22 protein-coding genes are annotated in these 25,840 nt (G+C 62.3%); 7 read left to right on the top strand and 15 right to left on the bottom strand.

The window, feature by feature from the left end; all coding sequences use genetic code 11:
* Nucleotides 1–68: 68 nt before the first annotated feature.
* The gene (ilvD, locus tag AC0IXA_RS15195; RefSeq protein ID WP_016772696.1) at nucleotides 69–1,910 is read left to right on the top strand and encodes a dihydroxy-acid dehydratase; all 1,842 of its coding nucleotides are present in this window, start codon (nucleotides 69–71) and stop codon (nucleotides 1,908–1,910) included.
* A 95-nt stretch (nucleotides 1,911–2,005) separates the two neighbouring features.
* Here ilvD and AC0IXA_RS15190 read toward each other — a convergent pair whose 3' ends face one another.
* On the bottom strand, nucleotides 2,006–3,061 hold the full coding sequence (locus AC0IXA_RS15190; RefSeq protein ID WP_130911248.1) for an HAD family hydrolase: 1,056 nt from the start codon (nucleotides 3,059–3,061) through the stop codon (nucleotides 2,006–2,008).
* A gap of 239 nt (nucleotides 3,062–3,300) precedes the next feature.
* Here AC0IXA_RS15190 and AC0IXA_RS15185 point away from each other — a divergent pair, with 239 nt between their 5' ends.
* Nucleotides 3,301–4,692 carry an L-cystine transporter gene (locus AC0IXA_RS15185; protein WP_341638117.1) on the top strand — a complete coding sequence of 464 codons (1,392 nt, stop codon included), beginning with the start codon at nucleotides 3,301–3,303 and terminating at the stop codon, nucleotides 4,690–4,692.
* Nucleotides 4,693–4,785: 93 nt separating this feature from the next.
* Here the strand turns inward: AC0IXA_RS15185 and AC0IXA_RS15180 are convergent, their stop codons facing one another.
* Nucleotides 4,786–5,298 (bottom strand): dihydrofolate reductase, encoded by a 513-nt coding sequence (locus AC0IXA_RS15180; protein WP_471813743.1) that lies wholly within the window; start codon nucleotides 5,296–5,298, stop codon nucleotides 4,786–4,788.
* An 85-nt stretch (nucleotides 5,299–5,383) separates the two neighbouring features.
* On the opposite strand from AC0IXA_RS15180, the gene AC0IXA_RS15175 reads away from it, so the two are divergent.
* Complete coding sequence (locus AC0IXA_RS15175) at nucleotides 5,384–6,757, top strand: DUF2868 domain-containing protein (protein WP_471813741.1); 1,374 nt, start codon at nucleotides 5,384–5,386, stop codon at nucleotides 6,755–6,757.
* On the top strand, nucleotides 6,750–8,126 hold the full coding sequence (locus AC0IXA_RS15170; RefSeq protein WP_471813739.1) for a GTPase/DUF3482 domain-containing protein: 1,377 nt from the start codon (nucleotides 6,750–6,752) through the stop codon (nucleotides 8,124–8,126). Before AC0IXA_RS15175 ends, AC0IXA_RS15170 begins: the two co-directional genes overlap by 8 nt.
* Nucleotides 8,127–8,239: 113 nt before the next feature.
* On the opposite strand, the gene AC0IXA_RS15165 is transcribed toward AC0IXA_RS15170, so the two are convergent.
* The 7 genes from AC0IXA_RS15165 to AC0IXA_RS15135 form a co-directional block, all read right to left on the bottom strand.
* Nucleotides 8,240–8,794: a phosphonate degradation HD-domain oxygenase gene (locus AC0IXA_RS15165; protein WP_471813737.1), complete on the bottom strand. Its 555-nt coding sequence runs from the start codon at nucleotides 8,792–8,794 to the stop codon at nucleotides 8,240–8,242.
* Complete coding sequence (locus tag AC0IXA_RS15160) at nucleotides 8,791–9,924, bottom strand: TIGR03364 family FAD-dependent oxidoreductase (protein ID WP_471813735.1); 1,134 nt, start codon at nucleotides 9,922–9,924, stop codon at nucleotides 8,791–8,793. Before AC0IXA_RS15160 ends, AC0IXA_RS15165 begins: the two co-directional genes overlap by 4 nt.
* A gap of 118 nt (nucleotides 9,925–10,042) precedes the next feature.
* A complete protein-coding gene (locus tag AC0IXA_RS15155) occupies nucleotides 10,043–11,068 on the bottom strand; it encodes a putative 2-aminoethylphosphonate ABC transporter substrate-binding protein (protein WP_042606530.1) in 1,026 nt (341 codons plus the stop codon).
* A gap of 37 nt (nucleotides 11,069–11,105) precedes the next feature.
* Nucleotides 11,106–12,830, bottom strand: a complete 1,725-nt coding sequence (locus AC0IXA_RS15150; RefSeq protein WP_471813733.1) for a putative 2-aminoethylphosphonate ABC transporter permease subunit — start codon at nucleotides 12,828–12,830, stop codon at nucleotides 11,106–11,108.
* Nucleotides 12,830–13,906 (bottom strand): putative 2-aminoethylphosphonate ABC transporter ATP-binding protein, encoded by a 1,077-nt coding sequence (locus AC0IXA_RS15145; protein WP_434767042.1) that lies wholly within the window; start codon nucleotides 13,904–13,906, stop codon nucleotides 12,830–12,832. The genes AC0IXA_RS15150 and AC0IXA_RS15145 overlap by 1 nt, the downstream gene beginning before the upstream one ends.
* Before the next feature lie 221 nt (nucleotides 13,907–14,127).
* Complete coding sequence (locus AC0IXA_RS15140; protein WP_197892680.1) at nucleotides 14,128–14,991, bottom strand: LysR family transcriptional regulator; 864 nt, start codon at nucleotides 14,989–14,991, stop codon at nucleotides 14,128–14,130.
* A 15-nt stretch (nucleotides 14,992–15,006) separates the two neighbouring features.
* Complete coding sequence (locus tag AC0IXA_RS15135) at nucleotides 15,007–17,262, bottom strand: heavy metal translocating P-type ATPase (protein ID WP_471813731.1); 2,256 nt, start codon at nucleotides 17,260–17,262, stop codon at nucleotides 15,007–15,009.
* An 84-nt stretch (nucleotides 17,263–17,346) separates the two neighbouring features.
* Between AC0IXA_RS15135 and cadR the strand changes: the two genes are divergently transcribed.
* Nucleotides 17,347–17,796: a Cd(II)/Pb(II)-responsive transcriptional regulator gene (cadR, locus tag AC0IXA_RS15130; protein ID WP_016772685.1), complete on the top strand. Its 450-nt coding sequence runs from the start codon at nucleotides 17,347–17,349 to the stop codon at nucleotides 17,794–17,796.
* Between the two features lie 125 nt (nucleotides 17,797–17,921).
* Here cadR and AC0IXA_RS15125 read toward each other — a convergent pair whose 3' ends face one another.
* The 3 genes from AC0IXA_RS15125 to AC0IXA_RS15115 all read right to left on the bottom strand — a co-directional run bounded on the left by AC0IXA_RS15125 (nucleotide 17,922) and on the right by AC0IXA_RS15115 (nucleotide 20,621).
* Nucleotides 17,922–18,893: a thymidylate synthase gene (locus tag AC0IXA_RS15125; protein ID WP_076564469.1), complete on the bottom strand. Its 972-nt coding sequence runs from the start codon at nucleotides 18,891–18,893 to the stop codon at nucleotides 17,922–17,924.
* A 50-nt stretch (nucleotides 18,894–18,943) separates the two neighbouring features.
* Nucleotides 18,944–19,759: a prolipoprotein diacylglyceryl transferase gene (gene lgt, locus AC0IXA_RS15120; RefSeq protein WP_016772683.1), complete on the bottom strand. Its 816-nt coding sequence runs from the start codon at nucleotides 19,757–19,759 to the stop codon at nucleotides 18,944–18,946.
* Between the two features lie 79 nt (nucleotides 19,760–19,838).
* Complete coding sequence (locus tag AC0IXA_RS15115) at nucleotides 19,839–20,621, bottom strand: sulfite exporter TauE/SafE family protein (protein WP_471813729.1); 783 nt, start codon at nucleotides 20,619–20,621, stop codon at nucleotides 19,839–19,841.
* A 130-nt stretch (nucleotides 20,622–20,751) separates the two neighbouring features.
* Here AC0IXA_RS15115 and AC0IXA_RS15110 point away from each other — a divergent pair, with 130 nt between their 5' ends.
* Nucleotides 20,752–21,498 carry an NRDE family protein gene (locus tag AC0IXA_RS15110; RefSeq protein ID WP_471813727.1) on the top strand — a complete coding sequence of 249 codons (747 nt, stop codon included), beginning with the start codon at nucleotides 20,752–20,754 and terminating at the stop codon, nucleotides 21,496–21,498.
* Between the two features lie 209 nt (nucleotides 21,499–21,707).
* Here the strand turns inward: AC0IXA_RS15110 and ptsP are convergent, their stop codons facing one another.
* Complete coding sequence (ptsP, locus tag AC0IXA_RS15105) at nucleotides 21,708–23,987, bottom strand: phosphoenolpyruvate--protein phosphotransferase (RefSeq protein ID WP_024014698.1); 2,280 nt, start codon at nucleotides 23,985–23,987, stop codon at nucleotides 21,708–21,710.
* 22 nt (nucleotides 23,988–24,009) lie between these two features.
* The gene (locus tag AC0IXA_RS15100) at nucleotides 24,010–24,489 is read right to left on the bottom strand and encodes an RNA pyrophosphohydrolase (protein ID WP_003229203.1); all 480 of its coding nucleotides are present in this window, start codon (nucleotides 24,487–24,489) and stop codon (nucleotides 24,010–24,012) included.
* Between the two features lie 143 nt (nucleotides 24,490–24,632).
* On the opposite strand from AC0IXA_RS15100, the gene AC0IXA_RS15095 reads away from it, so the two are divergent.
* Nucleotides 24,633–25,289, top strand: coding sequence for a histidinol-phosphatase (locus AC0IXA_RS15095; RefSeq protein WP_130900345.1), 657 nt, complete (start codon nucleotides 24,633–24,635; stop codon nucleotides 25,287–25,289).
* Nucleotides 25,290–25,394: 105 nt separating this feature from the next.
* Here the strand turns inward: AC0IXA_RS15095 and AC0IXA_RS15090 are convergent, their stop codons facing one another.
* On the bottom strand, nucleotides 25,395–25,808 hold the full coding sequence (locus tag AC0IXA_RS15090) for a DUF2269 family protein (RefSeq protein ID WP_056786263.1): 414 nt from the start codon (nucleotides 25,806–25,808) through the stop codon (nucleotides 25,395–25,397).
* Between the last annotated feature and the right edge of the window lie 32 nt (nucleotides 25,809–25,840).

The raw sequence follows: 25,840 nt of genomic DNA, 5'->3' as shown, positions 1-25,840 counted from the left end.
TCGGGTGTTTCAGAGGTCAACAGAAGCTCACTCCCCTTTAGTACGTGATTAGCCGCCCGGAGTGCTCCATGCCAGATTACCGCTCGAAAACATCCACCCACGGCCGCAACATGGCCGGCGCCCGCGCACTGTGGCGCGCCACCGGCATGAAAGATGACGACTTCAAGAAGCCGATCATTGCCATCGCCAACTCGTTCACCCAGTTCGTCCCGGGGCATGTGCACCTGAAGGACCTGGGTCAACTGGTCGCCCGCGAAATCGAACGCGCCGGTGGCGTGGCCAAGGAATTCAACACCATTGCTGTCGATGACGGCATTGCCATGGGCCACGACGGCATGCTGTATTCGCTGCCGAGTCGCGAGATCATCGCCGACTCCGTCGAGTACATGGTCAACGCCCACTGCGCCGACGCCATCGTGTGCATTTCCAACTGCGACAAGATCACCCCGGGCATGCTGATGGCCGCGCTGCGCCTGAACATCCCGGTGATCTTCGTTTCCGGTGGCCCGATGGAAGCCGGCAAGACCAAACTCGCCTCCCACGGCCTCGACCTCGTCGACGCCATGGTGATCGCCGCCGACTCCAGCGCTTCTGACGAGAAAGTCGCCGAGTACGAGCGTAGCGCCTGCCCGACCTGCGGTTCGTGCTCCGGCATGTTCACCGCCAACTCGATGAACTGCCTGACCGAAGCACTGGGTCTGGCCTTGCCGGGCAACGGTTCGACTCTGGCGACCCACAGCGACCGCGAACAGCTGTTCCTCCAGGCCGGTCGCACCATCGTCGAGCTGTGCAAGCGTTACTACGGCGAGAACGATGACTCCGTGCTGCCGCGCAACATCGCCAACTTCAAGGCGTTCGAGAACGCGATGATGCTCGACATCGCCATGGGCGGTTCGACCAACACCATCCTGCACTTGCTCGCAGCTGCCCAGGAAGCCGAGATCGATTTCGACCTGCGCGACATCGACCGTCTCTCGCGCAGCGTGCCGCAGCTGTGCAAAGTCGCACCGAACATCCAGAAGTACCATATGGAAGACGTGCACCGCGCCGGCGGCATTTTCAGCATCCTCGGTTCGCTGGCCCGTGGCGGCCTGCTGCACACCGACCTGCCGACCGTGCACAGCCGCAGCATGGAAGAAGCCATCGCCAAGTGGGACATCACCCAGACCAGCGACGAAGCCGTGCATCACTTCTTCAAGGCAGGTCCGGCGGGCATTCCGACCCAGACCGCGTTCAGCCAGTCGACCCGTTGGGAAACCCTCGACGACGACCGTGAAAACGGCTGCATCCGCAGCTTCGAGCACGCCTATTCGAAAGAAGGCGGCCTCGCCGTGCTGTACGGCAACATCGCGCAGGACGGCTGCGTGGTGAAAACCGCCGGGGTTGATGAGTCGATCCATGTCTTCGAAGGCAACGCGAAGATTTTCGAAAGCCAGGACAGCGCCGTGCGCGGCATCCTCGCTGACGAAGTGAAGGAAGGCGACATCGTCATCATTCGCTACGAAGGCCCGAAAGGCGGCCCGGGCATGCAGGAAATGCTCTACCCGACGTCCTACCTGAAATCCAAAGGTCTGGGCAAAGCCTGCGCGCTGCTCACCGACGGGCGTTTCTCCGGCGGCACTTCCGGCCTGTCGATCGGCCACGCTTCGCCAGAGGCTGCGGCCGGTGGCGCGATCGGTCTGGTGCAGGATGGCGACAAGGTGCTGATCGACATTCCGAACCGCTCGATCAACCTGTTGGTCAGCGACGAAGAACTGGCGGCACGCCGCGCCGAGCAGGACAAGAAAGGCTGGAAACCGGTCGAGGTGCGCCCACGCAAAGTAACCACCGCGCTCAAGGCCTACGCCCTGCTGGCGACCAGTGCCGACAAGGGCGCGGTGCGCAACAAAGCGATGCTCGACGGGATATAAAAACAGCTGCGAGCTGCAAGCTGCAAGCTTCAAGCAAGAGCCAAGTTGCTTTTTCTTGCCGCTTGTAGCTTGTAGCTTGCAGCTTGCAGCTGCTTTTATTGAATTTCTTCCGGCTTGACGATCACCCAGTTCTTGTCCGCTGTCACCGGCAAGCCTTCCTTGGCCTGTGCCGCCGCGTGTTTGGCCATCATGCCGTTGATTTGCGTCAGGTACTTGTCCTTGCGGTTGATCCACAAGTGAATGCCGCCCTTGGCTACGTCGACATCATGGAACAGCATGTAGCCGTCGCTGGTCGGGGTATCGCCACCGACCAGTACCGGTTTTTTCCATTCATCGATATAGGTCAGGATCGCCGCGTGCTTGCCGGCCATCCACGTTGCCGGGGTCCACAGGTACGGCGTCAGCTCTAGGCCGAGGTTGGCCTTCTCGTCATATTTGCCAGCAGTGATCTGTTTGCGCGCAGTGGTCAGCTCGCCGGTCTTCTGATCCTTGAGCAGCAGTGAAACGCCAATGACGTTCTGCGGTTTGACGTTGTAGCCGTACTTGGGATCCGCCGCGACCATGCGTACCAGTTCCTCTGAAGCGGCGGTCATCACGTAGACCTCGATACCGTTCTCCATCAGCTTGTTGTACAGCTCCTGCTGGCCAGTGAAGATCTTCGGCGGATTGACGTCGAGCTTCTTCACCACATCGCCTTCGTAATACGTCGCCGGCACCGGTTTGCCCGAAGCCATCAACTCGTCAACGTAGCCCTTGAGTTCCTTGAGGGTGAAGCCAGAGAACACCTGCGCCACCCACGGGTAGCAGACCATGTCGTCGACTTCGCAGAGCCGGTAGTAATAACTGAACAGGCTTTCCTTGTGCTCGGCGGTGTCCTTGAAGGGCATCAGTTTCAGCGAGGGGTCGAGCTTGTCGCGGGTAATAAGGCCCTTGTTTTCCATGAACGGCAGCAAGGATTCTTCGAGGTCGTAGCGGTAACTGGTGTTGTCCATGTCGAACACCGCGTAATTACCCTTGTTGGCGTTGGCAGCGATCATCGCGTCCAGCGCCTTGGCCTGATCTGCCGGCCAATGCTTGAGGTCCGTGGCCAATGCCTGGCCGGCGAGGCCAGCCGCCAGTGCTACAGCCAACAACGTGCGTGCAATTCTCATAGCGCTACTCCCCGATGCAAAGAGTTCGACGCTAACAAATCAGTGTGACAACTCTCGCCTGTCAGCGACCGCTGACGTCCCCTGCGCGTCAGTTGCATTGCCGACAGCGACAAGCGCTTATTCCAAAAACGACGGACGCCCTGCCATTTCGGTATTAAATCATTGCAAATCAAGCTGTTAGGCTTTCCGGTTCACAGCAGCCCCGGATGGCTGTTGGCACAGTCTCTACTGGAGTCCTCATGAATCTACCGCTGATTCTCAACCTGCTGGTGTTCCTCGCCCTGCTCTTCGGTCTGGCGCAGACCCGCCACACCACCTGGAGCCTGGCGAAAAAAGTCCTGCTCGCACTGGTCCTCGGCGTGGCGTTCGGCGTCGCGCTGCACACGATTTACGGTGCCGGCAACCCGGTGCTGAAAGCCTCGATCGGCTGGTTCGATCTGGTCGGCAACGGTTACGTGCAGTTGCTGCAAATGATCGTGATCCCGCTGGTGTTTGCTTCGATCCTCAGCGCCGTGGCCCGTCTGCACAATGCCTCGTCGCTGGGCAAGATCAGTTTCCTCACCATCGGCACGCTGCTGTTCACCACCGCCATCGCGGCGTTGGTCGGCATCGGCCTGACCAACCTGTTCGGCCTCAGCGCTGAAGGTCTGGTTGCCGGCACCCAGGAAATGGCGCGCCTGCAAACCATTCAGAACGACTACGCCGGCAAGGTCGCCGACCTGAATGTGCCGCAATTGCTGCTGTCGTTCATTCCGCAGAATCCGTTCGCCGACCTGGCCCGGGCCAAGCCGACCTCGATCATCAGTGTGGTGATCTTCGCCGCGTTCCTCGGGGTTGCCGCGCTGCAACTGCTCAAGGACGACGTCGTGAAAGGTCAGAAAGTGATCAACGCCATCGACACTCTGCAAGCCTGGGTGATGCGTCTGGTGCGTCTGGTGATGAAGCTGACCCCGTACGGTGTGCTGGCGCTGATGACCAAAGTGGTCGCCGGTTCCAACCTGCAGGACATCATCAAGCTGGGCAGTTTCGTCGTGGTCTCGTATATCGGCCTGGGCCTGATGTTCGTCGTGCACGGCGTGCTGGTGTCGGCCGCCGGGATCAACCCGCTGCGCTTCTTCCGCAAGATCTGGCCGGTGCTGACCTTCGCCTTCACCAGCCGCTCCAGCGCAGCGACCATTCCGTTGAGCATCGAAGCGCAGACCCGTCGCCTGGGCATTCCGTCGTCAGTCGCCAGTTTCGCTGCCTCGTTCGGTGCGACCATCGGCCAGAACGGGTGTGCCGGCCTGTACCCGGCGATGTTGGCCGTGATGGTCGCGCCAACTGTCGGCATCAACCCGCTGGATCCGTTGTGGATCGCGACGCTGGTGGCGATTGTCACGTTGAGTTCGGCCGGCGTGGCCGGAGTCGGTGGCGGCGCGACGTTCGCCGCCCTGATCGTGCTGCCGGCGATGGGCCTGCCGGTGTCACTGGTGGCGTTGCTGATTTCGGTCGAGCCGCTGATCGATATGGGCCGCACCGCATTGAACGTGAGTGGCTCGATTACCGCTGGGGCGATTACCAGTCAGGTCATGCAGCAGACGGATAAAGCGCTGCTGGATGCCGATGAGCACGCAGAGTTGGCCCAGGCTTAAGCTTCTCAGCGACTGAGCGAGCCTCTTCGCGAGCAGGCTCGCTCCCACACTGAAATGCGTTCCCCTGTGGGAGCGAGCCTGCTCGCGAAGCTGTTAGGCTTTCTCCCAAACCTCAAAGCTATATGCAGGTTTATCGCCCTCTGCCGGATTCGGTACATCCGACACCAGCTTCCATTCGCTCAGATCAAACTCCGGAAACCACGCATCCCCTTCCGGGCTCAGCGCCACGCGGGTCAGGTACAGCCGATCGGCCTGCGCCAGTCCCTGCGCATACAACTGCGCGCCGCCAATCAGCATCAGTTCATCAACGCCCTGGGCCTTCGCCCATTCCTCGGCGCGGGCCACGGCGGCTTCCAGCGACGGATAGACCTCGGCGCCTTCGAGCTGCAGATCGGACTGGCGGCTGACCACGATGTTCAAGCGCCCCGGCAGCGGCCGGCCGAGCGAATCCCAAGTCTTGCGACCCATGATGATCGGCTTGCCGAGCGTGGTCGCCTTGAAGTATTTGAAGTCCCCCGGCAGGTGCCAGGGCATGCTGTTGTCGACGCCGATCACGCGGTTTTCACCGAGGGCTGCGATCAGGCTGAGGGGCAGTGATTTAGTCATGGCGGCGAGGATACCAGAGCCGCGCTTACCCCGATAAGCGCCACAGCGGTTATGCTCAGCGCTCGATTTAGCGACGGGACGCCGCGTGACTGAACTGACTCCACTGCAAAACCTCTGGCTCACCGAAACCATCCGCCTGCGCGAAGAACACGCGGGGCCGCTGGACGATCTGGAAGCCAATCGTCTGGCCCGCGCCGCTGGCGGCGATCTGCCGAGCCGCATTGCGCGCCGGGCGCTATGGCTGGCCGAGCGTGACGGGCTCACCGCCGCCCTCAAGCACTGGCTGCAAGGCGCGCGCCTGGCGCTGGTGCTGTTGATGATTTTCGCCATGCTCAGCGGCGCCGGCCTGGCTTTCGCCGCACTTGGCCAAACGCCGGTGAATGTGTTCTGGGCGCTGGGCAGTCTGCTCGGGATCAATCTGATATTGCTGCTGAGCTGGGCGCTGGGCTTGATTTTCGCTGGCGAACACGGCGCCACCCTCGGGCGCTTGTGGCTGTGGCTCAGCGAAAAATTCGCTCGCGACGCCAAAGCCGCGCAACTGGCGCCGGCCTTGCTGTTGCTGCTGCAACGCAAGAAACTCAACCGCTGGGCGCTCGGCGCGTTGATCAATGGTCTGTGGCTGCTGGCGATGCTCAGCGCGCTGATTCTGCTGCTGACGCTGATGGCCACGCGGCGCTACGGCTTTGTCTGGGAAACCACGATCCTCGGCGCCGATACTTTCATCCACGTCACCCAGGCCCTTGGCTATCTGCCGTCACTGCTTGGCTTCAACGTGCCGACCGAGGAAATGATCCGCGCCAGCGGCGACGGCGCACTGGATATTGAAAGCGCACGACAGGCCTGGGCGACCTGGCTGGTCGGCGTGCTGGTGGTCTTCGGCGTGCTGCCGCGCCTGCTGCTCGCGCTGTTCTGCCTGTGGCGCTGGAACCGCGGCAAAGCCGCGCTGCGCCTGGATCTGAACCTGCCCGGCTACGCGCAACTGCGCGAAAGGCTGATGCCGACCAGCGAGCGCCTTGGTGTCAACGACCCGGAGCCGGCGCAACTGCATCGCGTCGAAAGCAACGTCGGCGAACTGGCCAGTGAAGGCGCGCTGCTGGTGGCGATCGAGTTGGACGAACAGCGTCCGTGGCCACCCGTGCTGCCGAAAAACGTCAGCAACGCGGGCATCCTCGACAGTCGCGAATCGCGGCACAAACTGCTCGAACAACTCAGTCGCTTCCCGCCGGCGCGGCTGGCCATCGCCTGCGATCCGCGACGCTCGCCGGATCGCGGCAGCCTCGCATTGATCGCCGAACTCGCACGCAATGCCGGCGCCACTCGCATCTGGCTGCTGCAAGCGCCGCCTGGCGAAGCGCTGGACGGGCAACGTCTGGGTGACTGGCACGCGGCGCTGCAACAACTGGACCTGCCATTCGCCGATTGCGCGCCGATGAACTGGCTGGAGAGCGGACATGACTGATGCACGCAAGGCCCCGCTGAAACTGGCGGTGGTCGGCCACACCAACGTCGGCAAGACCTCGCTGCTGCGCACGCTGACCCGTGACGTCGGCTTCGGCGAAGTCTCGCACCGGCCGAGCACCACCCGACATGTTGAAGGCGCGCGGTTGTCGGTGGATGGCGAGCCGTTGCTCGATCTGTACGACACGCCGGGGCTGGAAGATGCGATCGCCCTGCTGGATTTTCTCGAACGTCTGGAACGCCCCGGCGAACGCCTCGACGGCCCGGCGCGGCTGGCGCGGTTTCTCGACGGCAGCGAGGCGCGCCAGCGGTTCGAACAGGAAGCCAAGGTGCTGCGGCAACTGCTGGCCTCCGATGCCGGTCTGTATGTGATCGACGCCCGCGAACCGGTGCTGGCCAAGTATCGCGACGAACTGGAAGTGCTCGCCAGTTGTGGCAAACCGCTGCTGCCGGTGCTGAATTTCGTCAGCAGCGCCAACCATCGCGAACCCGATTGGCGCGAAGCGCTGGCGCGGTTGGGGCTGCATGCGCTGGTACGTTTCGACAGCGTCGCACCGCCCGAAGATGGCGAGCGGCGCTTGTACGAGAGCCTCGCCCTGCTATTGGAAAACGCCCGGCCGCAACTGGAGCGGTTGATCGCCGACCAGCAGGCGCAGCGCCTCGCCCGTCAGCAAAGCGCCGCGCGCTTGATTGCCGAATTGCTGATCGACTGCGCTGCGTGCCGGCGCAGTGTGGTCAGCGAAGCCGAGCAGGAGCAGCAGGCGATCAGCGAGCTGCGCAAAGCCGTGCGCCAGCGTGAGCAGAAGTGCGTGGAGGCGCTGCTCAAGCTCTACGCGTTTCGCCCGCAGGACGCGGCGGCCAGTGACTTGCCGTTGCTCGACGGGCGCTGGGGCGATGATCTGTTCAACCCGGAAACCCTGAAGCAACTCGGCGTGCGCGTCGGCGGCGGCATTGCTGCCGGTGCAGCGGCCGGGGCTGGCATGGATTTGCTGGTCGGCGGGATTACCCTCGGCGCAGCGGCACTGGCCGGCGCGATTGCCGGTGGCGCACTGCAAACGGCGCGCAGTTATGGCAGCCGTTTGCTCGGCAAGATCAAAGGCCAGCGGGAATTGACGGTGGATGACGCCGTGCTGCGCCTGTTGGCGTTGCGCCAGCGCCAGTTGTTGCTGGCGCTGGATCAGCGTGGGCATGCGGCGATGGACAGCATTCAGGTGGCCACACCTGTGGATAAAACCTGGCGCGAAGGCAAATTGCCGGAAGCGCTGAACAAGGCGCGCGCGCATCCGCAGTGGTCGTCGCTCAATCCGCAGGCGAAGTTGAATCAGGCGGAGCGGCAGGAGCAGATTGATTTGCTGGCAGCAGATTTGTAGCGTCTTAGCCGGCCTCTTCGCGAGCAAGCTCGCTCCCACATTGGATCGTGGTCACAACACAAAACCCAGTGGGAGCGAGCTTGCTCGCGAATGGCGCGACTCGGTTACTTGGATTACACCGCCAGCAGCCGCGCCGCCTTCTCCTTCAGCAAACCGAGATCCATCACCGGCACCGCCATCTCCTTCGCCAACTCATCCCAGCGCCGCATGCGCAAACTCAGCACACACAACGGATCAGCCTCGAACGCATCCGCCTCAGCCGCGCTCATCACCCCGCCCTGATAGTCCAGCGTCCTGCGACTCGCCTCACTCAACCGCGCGTAATAGCCCGGCTCGCGCAAGGTCAGATAGCGTTTGGCCTGGACGTGATATTCCACCAGTCGAGCCAGCCGCTCGCTGAAACCTGCCTCACGCAGATAATCCGCACCGAGCCGTTCATGGCTGACCACGCCATAACCGCCCATGTTTTCCGCGCCCTCGGCACACAAATGGCCGATGTCATGAAAGAACGCCGCCAGCACCACTTCATCGTCACAGCCTTCAGCCATGGCCAGTTCTGCGGCCTGGGACATGTGCTCGAGTTGCGACACCGGTTCGCCGATGTAATCGCTGGCGCCGAAGCGTTCATACAGGCCGAACACCCGGGCGATCACCTGTTCGTGATTCATGCTTCCTCCAGTAACTGCGCGATGTTGCGTTCGGCCAGCGCCGGGCCGACGCTCATGCCGACGCCGGTGTGCATCAGCGCCACGCTCAGGCCCGGTGCCGGGCGCAGGAATGAAAACGGCCCCGGCCCACGAGCACCATAGACGCCCTGCCAGCGTTCGACCACTTGCACCTGGCAGCCCAGCGTCTGCTCGGCAAGTTCGAGCATCCAGTTATCGACCTGTTCGGCGTTGAACGGTGACGCATCGCTGCCGTAATGATGCGAATCGCCGATGATCAGCTCGCCATACGGCGTCGGGCTGATCAGCAGGTGAATGCCGTTGGCGTGCAGGTGCGGTTGCTCACGGAGGATCTGCGCCTGCACCGCTGCGGCTTGCGGCAAATCGGCGAAGGCGCCGTAGTGCACGCAGCTCAGGCCGGTGAGCACGGCGTGTTGCAGATTGAGATCGACCTGCGGTCTGGCGCGGAGCATTTGCAAACGACAGATCTGCGGATTGAGCACGGCAATCGGCTCGGCCAGCAGGGTCTGATAATCGTGGCCGGAGCAGACGATGATCTGCTTGCCGGTAAAACTGCCGGCGGTGCTGTGCAGACGCCCCGGCTCGACGTCGCGCACCAGCGTGGAAAAGTGAAACTCGACGCCGAGGTCGCGGCGCAAGTAGTCGATCAGTGCCGGAATCGCTTCGCGCGAGTACAACTGCTGATCATCGACACCGTGCAACACAGCACGGTGATGGCTGAACTGGCCGCCGTAGAGATCACGCAACGCCGCGCCGCGCAGCAGCTCAACGTTGTAGCCGTGCTCGATCGCGCGGCCGGCGCAGAAGACTTCGAGCAGGTGTTCTTCGGCCTCGCTGCGGGCGAACAGGTATGAGCCGTTGCGCTTGACCTGCAGGCCGGCAAGTTGCGCCCAGTCGCCCCAGATCTCGCGGCTGGCCTTGGCCAGTTCGAGCATGATGCCGGGCGGCTGACCGGTCACCAGCGCCTGGCCGAAGTTGCGCACCGAAGCGCCAAGGGGCGTGGCGGTGCGTTCGAATACCGCGACTTTCAGGCCGCGTTTGGCAGCGGCATAGGCGTGGGACAGACCGAGGATGCCAGCGCCGATGATGAGCAAGTCTTTGGGTTGTGTCATGTAGAGGTGCTCTGAATGAGAAACCGCTTTCGCGAGCAGGCTCGCTCCCACAGGGGACAGCATTGCAACTGTGGGAGCGAGCCTGCTCGCGAAGGGGCCTTGTCAGTCGATAAAGATCTTACTTGGCGACAACTTTTTCGGACTTGCCGTCATACCGCTTGCGCCATTCAGCCAGGATCTCGTCGCGATTCTTCGAGGCCCAGGCAAAGTCGTTCTTGATCAGACGCTGCTCATAGTCGGCTGGCAATTCGGTCTGCGGCTTGGCGATCCCCGGCTGCGCGAGCACGGCGAAGTTCTCTTTGTACAGATCCATCGCCTCGGCGCTGGCGGAGAAGTCGGCGAGTTTTTTCGCTGCCTCTTCATGCGGCGTGCCTTTGATCACCGCCGTCGCTTCGATCTCCCAGCCCAGACCTTCCTTCGGCAGGATGATGTCCAGCGGCGCGCCCTGGCGCTTCAGCTGCACCGCCGGGTATTCAAAGGAAATCCCGATCGGAAACTCCCCCGCCGCCGCCAGTTTGCATGGCTTGGAACCGGAGTGAACGTACTGGCCGATGTTCTGGTGCAAGCCGTCCATATACGCCCAGCCTTGCTTCTCGCCGAAGGTCTGCAGCCAGGCGCTGACGTCGAGGAAACCGGTGCCGGACGACGCCGGGTTGGGCATGACGATCTTGCCCTTGTACTCAGGCTTGGTCAGGTCCTGCCAACTGACCGGTTTGCTCAGACCCTGCTTCTCAGCCTCGACGGTGTTGAAGCAAATGGTCGCGGCCCACACGTCCATGCCGACCCAGGCTGGCGGGTTGGCGGCGTCGCGGTAGTTCGCGCCGATCTTGCCGAGATCCTTCGGTGCATAGCTTTGCAGCATGCCTTGCTGGTCGAGAATCGCCAGGCTCGACGCGGCCAGGCCCCACACCGCGTCAGCCTGCGGTCGAGCCTTTTCGGCGAGCAGTTTGGCGGTGATGATCCCGGTGGAATCGCGCACCCATTTTATCTCGACGTCCGGGTTGGCCTTTTCAAAGGCCTCCTTGTAGGACTTCAGTTGTTCGGCTTCGAGGGCGGTGTACACCGTCAACTCGGTTTTTGCCGCGAAGGCATTCAGGCTGAAAGTCGCGAGCACAGCAGCGGCCAGGGCCATAGGCTTGAACATGAGCGTTTTCCTGTAGATGAGTTGATCGGGTTTGCAATCAGTGACCGGGCGCGGTTTGCCGCCAGGCCTGGGAGCGGCGCAACAGGCCGCGCGAAGCCCACGCCAGCAGCAGCGACACGCCGGCCGAGGTGAACAGAATCAGGGTCGACATCGCCGCCGCACCGCCGACGTTGCCGGCGTCATCCATGTTCAGCACCGCCACCGCCGCGAGGATGGTGTCGGGGCTGTAGAGGAAGATCGCGGCGGAAACCGTGGTCATCGCCGAGACGAACAGGTAGCGCACGATGTCCAGCAGCGCCGGCAGGCAGATCGGCACGGTGACGCGCAGGTAATGCCGGTACAGCGGCGCCTTCAGCGACAGCGCCGCCGCTTCGAACTCGGCGTCGAGCTGGCGCAGCGCGGTGGTCGCGGTCATTTGTGCGGTGGTCAGATAGTGCGCGATGGTGCAGACGATCAGCAGCGTCATCGTCCCGTAGAGCACATGCAGCGGATTGCCGCTGAGGTTGAAGAAGAAAACGTAACCCAGGCCAAGCACCAGCCCCGGCACCGCCATCGGCACGAAGCTGAGCATGCGCAAAGCCAGGTTCAAGCCGCGCTGGGTGCGGGTTTTCTCCATCAGATAGGCGCCAGTGAAAATCAGCACGCTGCCAATCAGCGCGGTGCCCAGCGCCATTTTCAGACTGTTGCCGTAGGCGAGCCAGCCACCGCCGGCGGTCTCGTTGAACTGATAGTGGTTGAGCGACAGCGACAGGTTGTACGGCCAGAACTTCACCAGCGACGAGAACACCGCCATGCCGAACACCAGCAGCAGCGCGGCGCAAATCAGCAAAACGATCGCCAGATAGCAGCCGTCGCGCATTTTCGACGGCAGCGGTTTGAACACTTGCGCGCGCCCGCTCATGGAATCGCCGTGACGCCGACGCAACCATGCATCGACACCGAAACTGAACAGCGCCGGCAGCAACAGCACCATACCGATCAACGCGCCACGACCGAATTGCTGCTGGCCGACCACGGCTTTGTAGGCTTCCAGCGCCAACACTTGATAGTCGCCACCGACCACCACCGGCACACCGAAATCGGTGATGGTCAGGGTGAACACCAGACAGAACGCAGCGAATACCGCCTGGCGGGTCGCCGGCCAGGTGATGCTGCGAAACGCTTTGGCCGGACTGGCGCCCATGCTCGATGCGGCGTCGAACAGCCGCGCATCGGCCAGCGACAATGCCGAGAGCAAAATCATCAGCGCATGGGGGAAGGTGTAGATCACCTCGCCCAGCACAATGCCCCAGAAGCCATAGATATTGTCCGAGAGCAGCCCACGCAACATGCCCTGATTGCCGAACAGATAGACCAGCGCAATTCCCGGCAGCATCGACGGCGCCATCAGCGGCAGCAGGGAGATCCCGCGCCAGATGCCTTTGCCCGGAATCAGCGTGCGTTGCAGCGCGTAGGCAAACAGGTAGGCCAGCGGTACGACAATGGCCGCCACGCTGAGGGACACTTTCAGGCTGTTGCCGAGCAACCAGTGGAAATTGGCGCTGGTCACCAACTCCTTCGCCGCGAGCCAGCCACCGCCCTGCCCGGCGTCATTGCCGAAACCGCGCCAGAAGATCGCCAGCAACGGCAACAGCACCGCGAGGCCGAGCAACACCAGCAGGAGGACTTTGCCGCCGACCACGAACAGGCGATCACCGATCTCGGCTTTCGAGGGCTGTCGCACCTGCTTGTGCGGTAGCGGCAGCGCAAGGTTGCTGTTCATCAGGCGAACACCTGCAAACTGCGCGGCGGCAAGGCGACCATGATTTGCTGGGCGCCGAGGCGCGGCATGGCTTCTGGTGCGAGTTCGGCGAGCAGCGCATGGCCCGGCAGTTGATCGAGTTCGAAGCTCATGCGGCAGCGGTTGCCGAGGAAAGTGATTTCGCGAACCTTGGCCGGGAACAGGTTCTCTTCGTGCACCAGCGGATTGACGTTGATCGCCTCCGGGCGGCAGAACAGTCGACCCGAAGCGCCGTGCACGCTGCCATCGGCCAGACGCAGATTCATCCCGCCGACCTGGGCGTGACTGTCGCTGCTGCGCTGAAACGGCAGCCAGTTGCCCTGGCCGACAAACTCGGCCACGAACGGCGTGGCGGGGCGGTTGTAGATTTCCTGCGGCGTGGCGTACTGCTCGACCCGGCCGTTGTTCATTACCGCGATGCGGTCGGCCATCAACATCGCTTCGTCCTGATTGTGCGTGACCATCAGCGTAGTGATGCCGAGGTTGCGTTGCAGCTGACGCAGCTCGGTGCACAGATGCTCGCGCACCCGCGCGTCGAGGGCCGACATTGGTTCGTCGAGCAACAGCAGTGACGGCGCCGGCGCCAATGCGCGAGCGAGCGCTACTCGCTGTTGCTGACCGCCGGACAATTGGCCTGGGTACTTTTTCTCACTGCCGCTGAGGCCCACCAGTTCCAGCATCTGACCGACACGCCGGCGCACTTCATCGCGCCCGCTGCCGGCGAGGCCGTAGGCAATGTTCGCTTCGACGGTCAGATTGGGGAACAGCGCGTAGGACTGGAACAGAATCCCGTAATCCCGCGCTTGCGGGGCAAGATGCGAGACATCGCGATCGCCCAGATACAGCTCGCCGCTGTCCTGCTGCTCCAGCCCGGCAATGCAGCGCAACAATGTGGTCTTGCCACAGCCCGACGGACCGAGCAGGCACACCAGTTCGCCGGCGGCGACATCGAGGGAGACGTTATCCAGCGCAGTGAACGCACCGAAACGCTTGTGCACGCCGCGCACTTTCATCGGCGCGCCGGGGTTGGTCAGGGCAGTTGCGATGGCAGGATTCATGGACGGACCTCAGCAAACGGATGAGGCCAATCCTAGAGTTGTAATGCGTCCGTCATGTGGCAGCGAGGCAAAAACGGCTGATAGTGGTATTTGGGGATTTTGGTTCACTGCAGATCGTTCCCACGCTCTGCGTGGGAATGCCTCATCGGACGCTCCGCGTTCGGCTTTTGGGACGCAGAGCGTCCCGGGCTGCATTCCCACGCGGAGCGTGGGAACGATCATTACGCAGGAGACATCTCTTTTGCCAAGCCGAGGAACGCCGCCGGCAGACGCGCACCCTTGCGCTCTTTGAGGCAATACAGATACTCCGGAATCTGCGGTGCATTCTCGATGGTCAGCACGCGCAGTTGCGGATCATGCGGCACTTCCTGCCGCGCGATGATGCTGATGCCGATATTGCGCAGCACCGCCTCGCGAATTGACTCGCGGCTGCCGATCTCCAGCAACGGCCCGAAGCTTACTCCGGCGCTGGCCAGCAACTCTTCGGTCAAGCGCCGAGTAGTCGAACCCGGCTCGCGCATCAACAACGTATGCCCGGCCAGCGCGTTCAGCGTCACATGTTCCTGCGCCGCCAACGGATGATTGCGATGCACCGCCAGCACCAGCGGATCGGTGCCGAGTACCCGGCGAATCAACCGCGCATCGTCGAGCAACTGCGACGAGGCCGCGACATCCACGCGGTAATCCTCCAGAGCCTCAAGCACCTGCTGCGAGTTGCCGATTTCCACCGACACTTCCACCTGCGGCAAACGCTCGCGGAAGGTTTTTACCAGATCGAGAATGTAATACGGCGCGGTGGCGGCAATACGCAGCGTGCCCTGCACCTGACCGCTGTTGCGCAGGAAAAACTCGATGTCCGCCTCTTGCTGCAACAGGGTCTTGACCATCGGCAGCAGCCGCGCGCCTTCGTCACTGACGCTTAAACGGCGCCCGCCACGGTAGAACAACTCCACCGAATACTGGCTTTCCAGGTTACGAATCTGCGTGGTCACGGTCGGTTGGCTGAGGCCGAGTTTTTTCGCCGCCAGCGTGATGCTGCCCAGGCGGGCGACCATGTAAAACGCTTTCAGCTCGGCACTCAGCACAACCATCCCTCACGTTTATTTACGCAGCAGGCGCAAACCGTTGAACACCACCAGCAGGCTCACGCCCATATCGGCAAACACCGCCATCCACATGGTGGCCAGCCCGGCGAAGGTTACCGCAAGAAAGATCGCCTTGATCACCAGCGCCAGTGCGATGTTCTGTTTGAGGATACTCGCGGTGTTGCGCGACAGGCTGATGAACGCAGGGATCTTGCGCAGATCGTCGTCCATCAGGGCGACATCGGCGGTTTCGATCGCGGTGTCGGTGCCGGCGGCGGCCATGGCGAAACCGATCTCGGCGCGGGCCAGTGCCGGGGCGTCGTTGATGCCATCGCCGACCATACCGACCCGGTGGCCCTGCTTGTACAGATCTTCAATGGCTTGCAGCTTGTCGGTCGGCAGCAAGTCGCCGCGCGCCTCGTCGATGCCGACCTGGGCGGCAATCGCTTGCGCGGTGTGGACGTTGTCGCCGGTCAGCATCAGGGTTTTCACCCCGAGTTCATGCAACTGACGAATCGCTTCGCGGCTGGTTTCCTTGACCGTGTCGGCCACGGCGAACAGCGCCAGCGGGCCTGCGCTGTCGAGCAGCAGCACCACGGATTTGCCCTGTTTTTCCAGCGCGAACAGCTTTTCTTCCAGCTGCGGCGAGCACAGGCCCAAATCTTCGACCAGACGATGATTGCCCAGGTGATAGGTCTTGCCGTTGATATCACCTTTGACGCCCCTCCCGCCTAGCGCGGCGAAGTTATCCACAGTCAGCGCGGCGAAGTTTTTATCCACAGCGGCACTGGCAATCGCCAGCGACACCGGGTGATCGGAGCGCCCGGCCAGCGCGGCGGCGATGGCCGGTGCCGTGGCGTCTGCGGTCGGCTCGAGCGACAGGTAATCGGTCTGCACCGGTTTGCCGTGGGTGATCGTGCCGGTCTTGTCCAGCGCCAGATAATCGAGCTTGAAGCCGCCTTCCAGATACACGCCGCCCTTGACCAGAATGCCCTTGCGCGCCGCCGCCGCGAGGCCGCTGACGATGGTCACCGGGGTGGAAATCACCAATGCGCACGGACAGGCCACCACCAGCAGCACCAGCGCGCGGTAGATCCAATCGAACCACGCCGCGCCCATGAACAACGGCGGGATGATCGCCACGGCCAAGGCGAAGACGAATACCGCCGGGGTGTAGATTTTCGAGAATTGGTCAACGAAACGCTGCGTCGGTGCCCGCGCGCCCTGGGCCTGTTCGACGGCGTGAATGATCCGCGCCAGCGTCGAGTTGTTCGCCGCAGCGGTGACCGTGTATTCCAGCGAGCCGGCCTGATTGATGGTGCCAGCGAAGACTTTATCGCCGACAGTTTTTTCCACCGGCAGGCTTTCACCGGTGATCGGTGCCTGATCAATGGTCGAGCTGCCGCTGACCACCGCGCCGTCCAGGGCGATGCGTTCGCCGGGTTTCACCCGCACGCGGGCGCCCAGTTCGACGCTTTTGACCTCTTGTTGGCGCCAGTCGCCGTCAGCCTGCAAGACTGTCGCCTGCTCCGGAGTCATCTGCATCAAGCCACTGATCGCATTGCGCGCGCGGTCCAGCGAGCGTGCTTCGATCAGCTCGGCGACGGTGAAGAGGAACATCACCATCGCCGCTTCCGGCCACTGACCGATGAGGATCGCGCCCGTCACCGCAATGCTCATCAGCGCGTTGATGTTGAGATTGCGGTTCTTCAGGGCGATCCAGCCCTTTTTATAAGTGCCGAGGCCGCCGCTGAGGATCGACACCAGCGCAACAATCGCCACCACCCAGTCGGGGGCAGCGCTGGTGAAGTGGATGACTTCGGCGCCCAGCGCGGTCACACCGGACAGCGCCAGTGGCCACCAGTGTTTTTTCACCGCAGCCGGTGTCGGCGCATCGACACCCGCCTCCAGCGGCTCGGCGTGCATGCCGAGGGATTTGATCGCCTCGGTGATCGGCTCGGTGCCCGGCAGATTGTGGGTCACGCCAAGCACGCGATTGATCAGATTGAATTCCAGCTGCTGCACGCCGGCCAGTTTGCCGAGCTTGTTCTGGATCAGCGTCTGCTCGGTCGGGCAGTCCATCGCCTCGATGCGGAAGCTGCTCAGGCGCGCGTCGGCGCTGGTCTTTTCGCTCAATTGCACTCGCGCAGGTGCGGCGGCTTTTGACGAGCAGCAGGCATCGCCGCCATGCGCATGTTTATGCACGGGCTGCAATTTATGACTGTGATCGTGACCGTCGCCGGGCTTGTGGGTGTGCAGGGAATCGCTCATTGGTCGCGTCCATGAATGTGCCTGTTGCCAAGTAAAGACCCTGTAGCCACTATAGGGTCAAGCACCCTTTTGGAGATGGCCGTCATGAAGATCGGCGAACTGGCGAAACTCACCGACTGTGCGGTGGAAACCATCCGCTACTACGAGCGCGAAAACCTCCTGCCGGAACCGGCGCGCAGCGACGGCAACTACCGCGTCTACACCCAGGCCCACGCCGAGCGCCTGACCTTCATCCGCAACTGCCGCACCCTCGACATGACCCTCGAAGAAATCCGCAGCCTCCTCGCCCTGCGCGACAGCCCGCAGGATCAGTGCGAGAGCGTCAATGCGCTGATCGACGAACATATTCAGCACGTGAAGGCGCGAATTGATGGGTTATTGGCGTTGCAGACACAACTGCTCGACCTGCGCCAACGCTGTGGCGAAGGGCCGGAGGCGGATCAATGCGGGATCTTGCAGCGGCTGGAAGTGAGCGGCGGGGTTGTTGCAACCGAAGTTGAGCATTCCCACGTTGGCCGTAGCCACGGCCACTGAGCCCAACACACAACCAAATGTGGGAGCGAGCCTGCTCGCGAAAGCGGTGTATCAGTCGACACATCTGCGACTGACACGCCCTCTTCGCGAGCAGGCTCGCTCCCACAGGAATATTGCGGTGTGGTTTAGACCGCCATCGGCGCGGTCATCGGTGGATGGTGCTCATAGCCTTCCAGCGAGAAATCGCTCGGCTCGACCAATTCCAGCCACTCCGGCTGATATACGCCAGTTTTGGCAAACTCCGGCACGCGATCGGAGATCTTCAGTTTCGGCATGGCAAACGGCTCGCGCTTGAGCTGTTCGTTGAGCATGTCCAGGTGGTTCTCGTAGACGTGCGCATCGCCGATGAAATAGGTGAACCAGCGCGGCGTGTAGCCGGTCAGGCGCCCGATCAGGCTCAGCAGCGCGGCGCCCTCGGTGAGGTTGAACGGCGTGCCCAGCCCTAGATCGTTGGAGCGGATGTAGAGAGTTAGAGAAATCTCTTTGGTCTCGACGTTCGGGTGGAACTGGTACAGCAGATGGCATGGCGGCAGGGCCATTTCATCGAGCTGGGCGACGTTCCAGCCGTGGAACAGAATGCGGCGGCTGCCCGGATCCTTGATGATCGTGTCGACGCACTGGCGTACCTGATCGATCGCCTTGTACAGCACGACGTAGGCCTGGCCGTCTTCTTCGCCCTGAGCGATCTGCTTGTAGCCGTTGCTCAGGGTCTGTTCGATGGCAGCAGTGTTGCTCAGCGGGATCTGCTTGTACGCCGGCCACTTGCGCCATTGCACGCCGTAGATTTCACCGAGATCGTCGTCGCCCTGACGGAACGGGTTGGCCAGCCATTGCGCGTTTTCGTTGGCGTTCTGGTCCCAGACCTTGCAGCCCAGCGCGCGGAATTCAGCGGCGTTGTTGACGCCACGCAGAAACCCGCACATCTCGCCGATGGCCGATTTGAAAGCCATTTTGCGCGTGGTGATCGCCGGGAAACCTTCCTGCAGATCGAAACGCAGCATCGCTCCCGGAAAACTGATGGTGTTGATGCCGGTGCGGTTGGCCTGCTTGGTGCCGTTCTGAATGACGTGCGAGACCAGTTCGAGATATTGCTTCATGAGTTACCTGTGTCCTTGGAGCCCCGGCGTCGCGCGCCGGGGTTCGTAGTTTAAGCCGTCGGCGCGAGCGGCGCTGCCGGGGCGCGACGATAGGCCAGCCAGATCAGCAACAGCCCGCCGACAATCATCGGCACGCAGAGCACCTGGCCCATGGTCAGCCAGTTCCACGCCAGATAGCCCAACTGCGCATCAGGCACGCGGACGAACTCGACGATGAAACGGAAGATGCCGTAGAACAGCGCGAACATGCCGGAGACCGCCATGGTCGGGCGCGGTTTGCGCGAGAAGATCCACAGGATCAGGAACAGCGCCACGCCTTCGAGGGCGAACTGATACAGCTGCGACGGGTGGCGCGGCAACTGCGCCGGATCGCTGAACGGCGGAAACACCATGGCCCATGGCACGTCGGTGGCCTTGCCCCACAACTCAGCGTTGATGAAGTTGCCGATGCGCCCGGCGCCCAAGCCGATCGGCACCATCGGCGCGACAAAGTCCATCAACTGGAAGAACGACTTGCCATTGCGCTTGCCGAACCACAAGGCCGCGAGCATCACGCCAATAAATCCGCCGTGGAACGACATGCCGCCCTTCCACACTTCGAAAATCAGTGTCGGGTTGGCCAGGTATGCGCTCAGATCATAGAACAGCACATAGCCCAGACGGCCGCCGACGATCACGCCCATCGATAGCCAGAACACCAGATCGGAGAGTTTCTCCTTGGTCCAGGTCGGGTCGAAGCGGTTGAGCCGGCGCGACGCCAACAGCCACGCGCCGCCGATGCCGATCAGGTACATCAGACCGTACCAGTGGATTTTCAGCGGACCGATGGCCAGGGCCACCGGGTCGATCTGCGGGTAAGGCAGCATTGCGACTCCTTGTTAGAGTTGAAAGCAAAATTCCCGGGTGACGCTGCCACCTCAGGATTAAGCCAGGATTGCCACGCGGTCAGAGCAGAAAGCTCAAACCCACGCAGAACAGCAAAGCGGCGAACAGCCTTTTCAGCAAGCGCGGCGACAACCTGTGCGCCAGACGCGCGCCGAGCCGAGCGAAGACCATGCTGGTCAGGGCGATGCCCAACAATGCCGGCAAATACACAAAACCGAGACTATGGGCCGGCAACAACGGATCGTGCCACCCCAGAATCATGAAACTTGCTGCACTGGCCAGAGCGATCGGCAGGCCACAGGCCGACGAGGTCGCCACCGCCTGCTGCATCGGCACGCTGCGCCAGGTCAGAAACGGCACGGTCAGCGAGCCGCCGCCAATACCGAAAATCGCCGAGGCCCAGCCAATCACCGTACCGGCAGCGGTCAGACCGAGTTTGCCCGGCACCGTTCGGCTGGCCTTGGGTTTGACATCCAGCGCCAGTTGCACGGCGATCACCAGAGCGAACACGCCGATAATCTTTTGCAGGTTCGGCCCGGAGATGGCTTCTGCGGTCAGCGCACCGAAACCGGCGCCGAGCAGAATGCCCACGGTCATCCAGCGAAAAATCGCCCAGCGCACCGCGCCCCGACGGTGATGCTCACGCACGGCATTCACCGAGGTGAAGATGATCGTCGCCAGCGACGTGCCCACCGCCAGGGGCGTAAGAATCGACTGATCGAAACCCTGCAGGGTGAAGCTGAACACCAGCACCGGGACGATGATGATCCCGCCGCCGACGCCAAACAGCCCGGCGAGCACGCCCGCACAGGCGCCGAGCGCCAGGTAGAGCAGAAATTCCATGACCGTCTCCAGCACGCATCGGCAAAACAGGGGCGGCATGTTAACGGATGCGCAGCCTTCTGCTCCACTGGCGATGGATGCACGGACGCCGGATGCGTAGAGTGGGCAAAAAACACACAAGGACCACCTTATGTGCCTGATTGTTTTCGCCTGGCGCCCGGGCCATGCCCAGCCGCTGATCGTCGCGGCCAACCGCGACGAGTTCTACGCCCGCCCCAGCCTGCCATTGGCGCCGTGGCCCGAGGCGCCGCATGTGCATGCCGGGCGTGATCTTGAGGCTGGCGGCACCTGGCTGGGGATCGGCAGCAACGGACGCTTCGCCGCGCTGACCAATATCCGCGATCCGCAACAGCCGCCCGCGACCAAATCCCGAGGCGAACTGGTGGCGCGCTTTCTCACGGCTGATCTGTCGATTGATGATTATTTGAGCGATGTGGTGGGTCGTGCCGCCGAATATGCCGGGTTCAATCTGCTGCTGGGCAATGCCCATGAGTTGTGGCACTTCAATGCACGAGCGTCAGAGCCGGTGATGTTGCAGCCTGGAGTTTATGGGTTATCCAACGCGGGGCTGGATACGCCGTGGCCGAAAGTGCTCAAGGCCAAGGCGGCGTTGAGCGCGGTGCTGAATGATCCGCAGCCTGAGCGGTTGCTGGCCTTGCTGAGCGATGCGCAGACCGCACCCGAGGCGGAGTTGCCGGATACCGGGGTAGGCATGGCGACGGAGTCGTTGTTGTCGAGCGTGTTTATTGCCAGCCAGAGTTATGGCACGCGGGCGAGTACAGCGTTGATCGTGCAGGCAGACGGGACGCGGCAGATGGTCGAGCGCAGTTTTGGGCCGTATGGCGGGCATCTCGGGGAAGTTGAGGTTTGTGTCTAACAGCAGCCCCTCACCCCAGCCCTCTCCCGGAGGGAGAGGGGGCCGACCGAGGTGTCTTGCGGTATACATCGACCTGAAAGATCGAGTCGATTATGGATTCAGCAAAGCACTTACAGGTCGACGGAGTTCTGCAGCATCCCCCAATCAGTCCCCTCTCCCTCTGGGCGGTCCGACGTTTCGGGAGGGCTAGGGTGAGGGGCTTTTGATCTTTAGAGAGCCTTGGTCACCACCGGCGAATTCATCTTCGCCAACCCGAGATTCTTCAGCGCCAGTTGCAGCGAGCTGTGGATAACCTGCGGGTTATCGATCTTCATCAGTTCCGCCAGCATCTCCTGCGCCTTGCTCAGGTTCACCTGACGCAACATCCACTTCACCTTCGGCAGGTTGGTGGCGTTCATCGACAGGCTGTCGAAACCCATCGCCATCAACAGCACCGCCGCCGCCGGATCACCGGCCATCTCGCCGCAGATGCTCACCGGTTTGCCTTCGGCGTGGGCGTCAGTAACGACGGTTTGCAGGGCTTGCAGCACCGCCGGGTGCAGGTAGTCGTAGAGGTCGGCGACGCGCGGGTTGTTGCGGTCTACCGCCAGCAGATACTGGGTCAGGTCGTTGGAGCCGACCGAGAGGAAGTCGACCATCCGCGCCAGTTCCTTGGTCTGGTACACCGCTGCCGGGATTTCGATCATCACGCCGATCGGCGGCATCGGCACGTCGGTGCCTTCGTCGCGCACTTCGCCCCAGGCACGGTGGATCAGGTGCAGGGCTTCTTCGAGTTCGTGAGTGCCGGAGATCATCGGCAGCAGAATCCGCAGGTTGTTCAGGCCTTCGCTGGCCTTGAGCATCGCGCGGGTCTGCACGAGGAAGATTTCCGGGTGGTCGAGGGTGACGCGGATACCGCGCCAGCCGAGGAACGGGTTGTCTTCCTTGATCGGGAAGTACGACAGCGACTTGTCACCGCCGATGTCGAGGCTGCGCATGGTCACCGGTTGCGGGTGGAACGCGGCAAGCTGTTCGCGGTAGATCGCCAGCTGTTCCTTCTCGCTCGGGAAGCGCTGGTTGATCATGAACGGCACTTCGGTGCGGTACAGGCCGACCCCTTCAGCGCCACGCTTCTGCGCCCGCGCCACATCGGCGAGCAGGCCGGTGTTGACCCACAGCGGCATGCGGTGGCCATCGAGGGTCACGCACGGCAGGTCGCGCAGGGTGTCGAGGCCCAGCGCCAGTTGTTTCTCTTCCTCGACGACCTCGGCGAACTGCTTGCGCAGCACTTCGCTGGGGTTGGTGTAGACCTCGCCACGGGTGCCGTCGACGATCATTTCGATGCCGTCGACCTTGGCGTACGGCAGATCGACCAGGCCCATCACCGTCGGAATGCCCATGGCCCGGGCCAGAATCGCGACGTGGGAGTTACCCGAACCGAGTACCGAGACCAGACCGACCAGCGTGCCTTCCGGCACCTCGCCGAGCATCGCCGGCGTCAGCTCTTCGCTGACCAGAATGGTTTTTTCTGGGTAGACCAGGTTCTGCTGACGCTCTTCCTGCAGATAGGCGAGCAGACGGCGGCCAAGGTCTTTGACGTCCGAGGCGCGCTCGCGCAGGTAGGCGTCGTCCATCAGTTCGAAACGGTTGACGTGCTCAGTGACCACCTGACGCAGCGCGCCCTGAGCCCACTGCCCCGTCTTGATCACCGTGGTGATTTCGCTGCCCAGCGAGGCATCGTCGAGCATCATCAGGTAGACGTCGAACAGCGCGCGCTCTTCCGGGCGCAACTGGGTCGCCAGTTTGGCGGACAAGGCGCGCATGTCGGCGCGCACGCCTTCGATGGCGGTCTTGAACAGCGCCAGCTCGGCGTTGATGTCGGTGATGGTCTTGTCCGGCACCACGTCCAGGTCCGCCGGCGGCAGCATGACCACGGCGGTACCGACGGCAGCACCCGGCGAACCCGGTACGCCGACGAACTTGGCTTCCTGAATGCCCTTGCCCTGCCGGCCCAGACCACGGATCGAACCGGTGGCCTCGGCGTGGGCGATTACGCCGGCAAGCTGCGCGCTCATGGTCACGAGGAAGGCTTCTTCACCTTCGTCGAACTGGCGGCGTTCTTTCTGCTGGATGACCAACACGCCGACGACGCGGCGGTGGTGAATGATCGGTGCACCGAGGAACGAGGCGTAACGCTCTTCACCGGTTTCGGCGAAGTAGCGATAGCGCGGGTGAACCGAAGCGTTTTCCAGGTTCAGGGGTTCTTCACGCGTGCCGACCAGACCGACCAGACCCTCGTTGGGGGCCATGCTGACCTTGCCGATCGAGCGCTTGTTCAAGCCCTCGGTGGCCATCAGGACGAAGCGATTGGTTTCCGGATCAAGCAGGTAGACCGAGCAGACCTGGCTGCCCATGGCCTCTTTGACGCGCAACACAATAATCCCCAACGCCGCCTTGAGATCCTTGGCGGAGTTAACTTCCTGGACGATCTTGCGCAGCGTATTGAGCATGGCTCGGGGTCGAACTCCGTCGTCAGTCGCGCGCTAAAAGGCGCGGGGCAAGCTCTTTGAGAGCGCGTCGATAAACCTCGCGCTTGAATGTCACCACCTGGCCCAACGGATACCAATAGCTGACCCAGCGCCAGCCATCGAACTCCGGTTTACCGGTCAGATCCATCCGCACCCGCTGCTCGTTGGAGATCAGGCGCAGGAGAAACCATTTCTGTTTCTGGCCGATGCACAGCGGTTGGCTGTGGGTACGCACCAGGCGTTGCGGCAAACGATAGCGCAACCAGCCTCGGGTACAGGCCAGTATTTCAACATCTTCACGTTCCAGGCCAACTTCTTCGTTCAGCTCGCGGTACAAGGCGTCTTCCGGCGTCTCCTCGGGGTTGATCCCCCCTTGCGGAAACTGCCAGGCGTCCTGATTGATACGGCGAGCCCATAGCACCTGGCCGGCGTCATTCGTCAGAATGATCCCGACATTGGGGCGGAAACCATCGGGGTCGATCACGGCAACAACCTCGCAAACGCATGTCGCCGCATTGTTCCACAAAGCTTGATGAGGCGGCAACGAAGGTTCCTACCTTATGTGCACTCTTGTGAAAAGACCGTATTCTTGTCGCCTTTTTACTGACTTTTCAGCGGGTAACTGCAATGCGCCTGGCTTTATTCGATTTGGACAACACCCTTCTGGGCGGCGACAGCGATCACGCTTGGGGCGATTATCTGTGCGAGCGCGGCTTCCTCGACCCGATCGCCTACAAGGCGCGCAACGACGAGTTCTATCAGGATTACCTGGCCGGCAAGCTGGACAACGCCGCCTACCTGAACTTCTGCCTGGAAATTCTCGGCCGCACCGAAATGGCCGTACTCGACGCCTGGCACAGCGATTACATGCGCGACTGCATCGAGCCGATCGTGCTGCCCAAGGCACTGGAGCTGCTGAAAAAGCACCGCGACGCTGGCGACAAACTGGTGATCATCACCGCCACCAACCGTTTCGTGACGGCACCGATCGCCGTGCGCCTGGGCGTGGAAACCCTGATTGCCACCGAATGCGAAATGATCGACGGCCGCTACAGCGGGCGCAGCACCGACATTCCGTGTTTCCGTGAAGGCAAGGTCACGCGCCTCAATCGCTGGCTGGAAGAGACCGGGCATTCGCTTGAGGACAGCTATTTCTATAGCGATTCGATGAATGATCTGCCGCTGCTGGAGCAGGTGGCGAATCCGGTGGCGGTAGACCCGGATCCGAATCTGCGGGCCGAGGCCGAGAAGCGTGGCTGGCCGGTGATTTCGTTGCGCGACTGATATCGCCTTCGCGAGCAGGCTCGCTCCCACATTGGATCTGTGTCATTCACAAATCTCCTGTGGGAGCGAGCTTGCTCGCGAATGGGATCGACTCGGTCTCAAGCCTTAAACCGGCTTGGCCCCCATCAACGCCGCTATGGCGACAAACCCGACGCCGCTGACAATCGCCAGGGCCAGATTGAATGTGCGGTTGCCCACCCCGCTTGTCCACAGCCGATCCAGCCGGACCAGCAGCCAGACCGCACTGAACGTGGCCACGGCATAGATCACGCTGGACCCCAGAATCCACAATTGGCCCAATGGCCAGCCAACCAGATGCACCAGCCACCAGCCGGTGAAAGGCATGCTGAGCATGCCGATCAGCATCAGACACCAGATGAACAGCCACGGACGGCGCATCGTACTGGCCGGGCCTTCGCTGCGATTTCGCCAGGTCAGGGCGGCGAGCCCCAGCCCGCTCGCGAGGATGACCACGGTCGCCGCGACGTGAAGGACTTTCAGGGTGGTCAGGGTTTCCATGTCGTTCTCTTCCGTAGATCCATGCCCATCAG

The organism is Pseudomonas sp. AC083, from assembly GCF_979253165.1.
The sequence above is the reverse complement of the archived record's forward strand: the minus strand, read 5'-3'. Positions and strand labels throughout refer to the sequence as shown.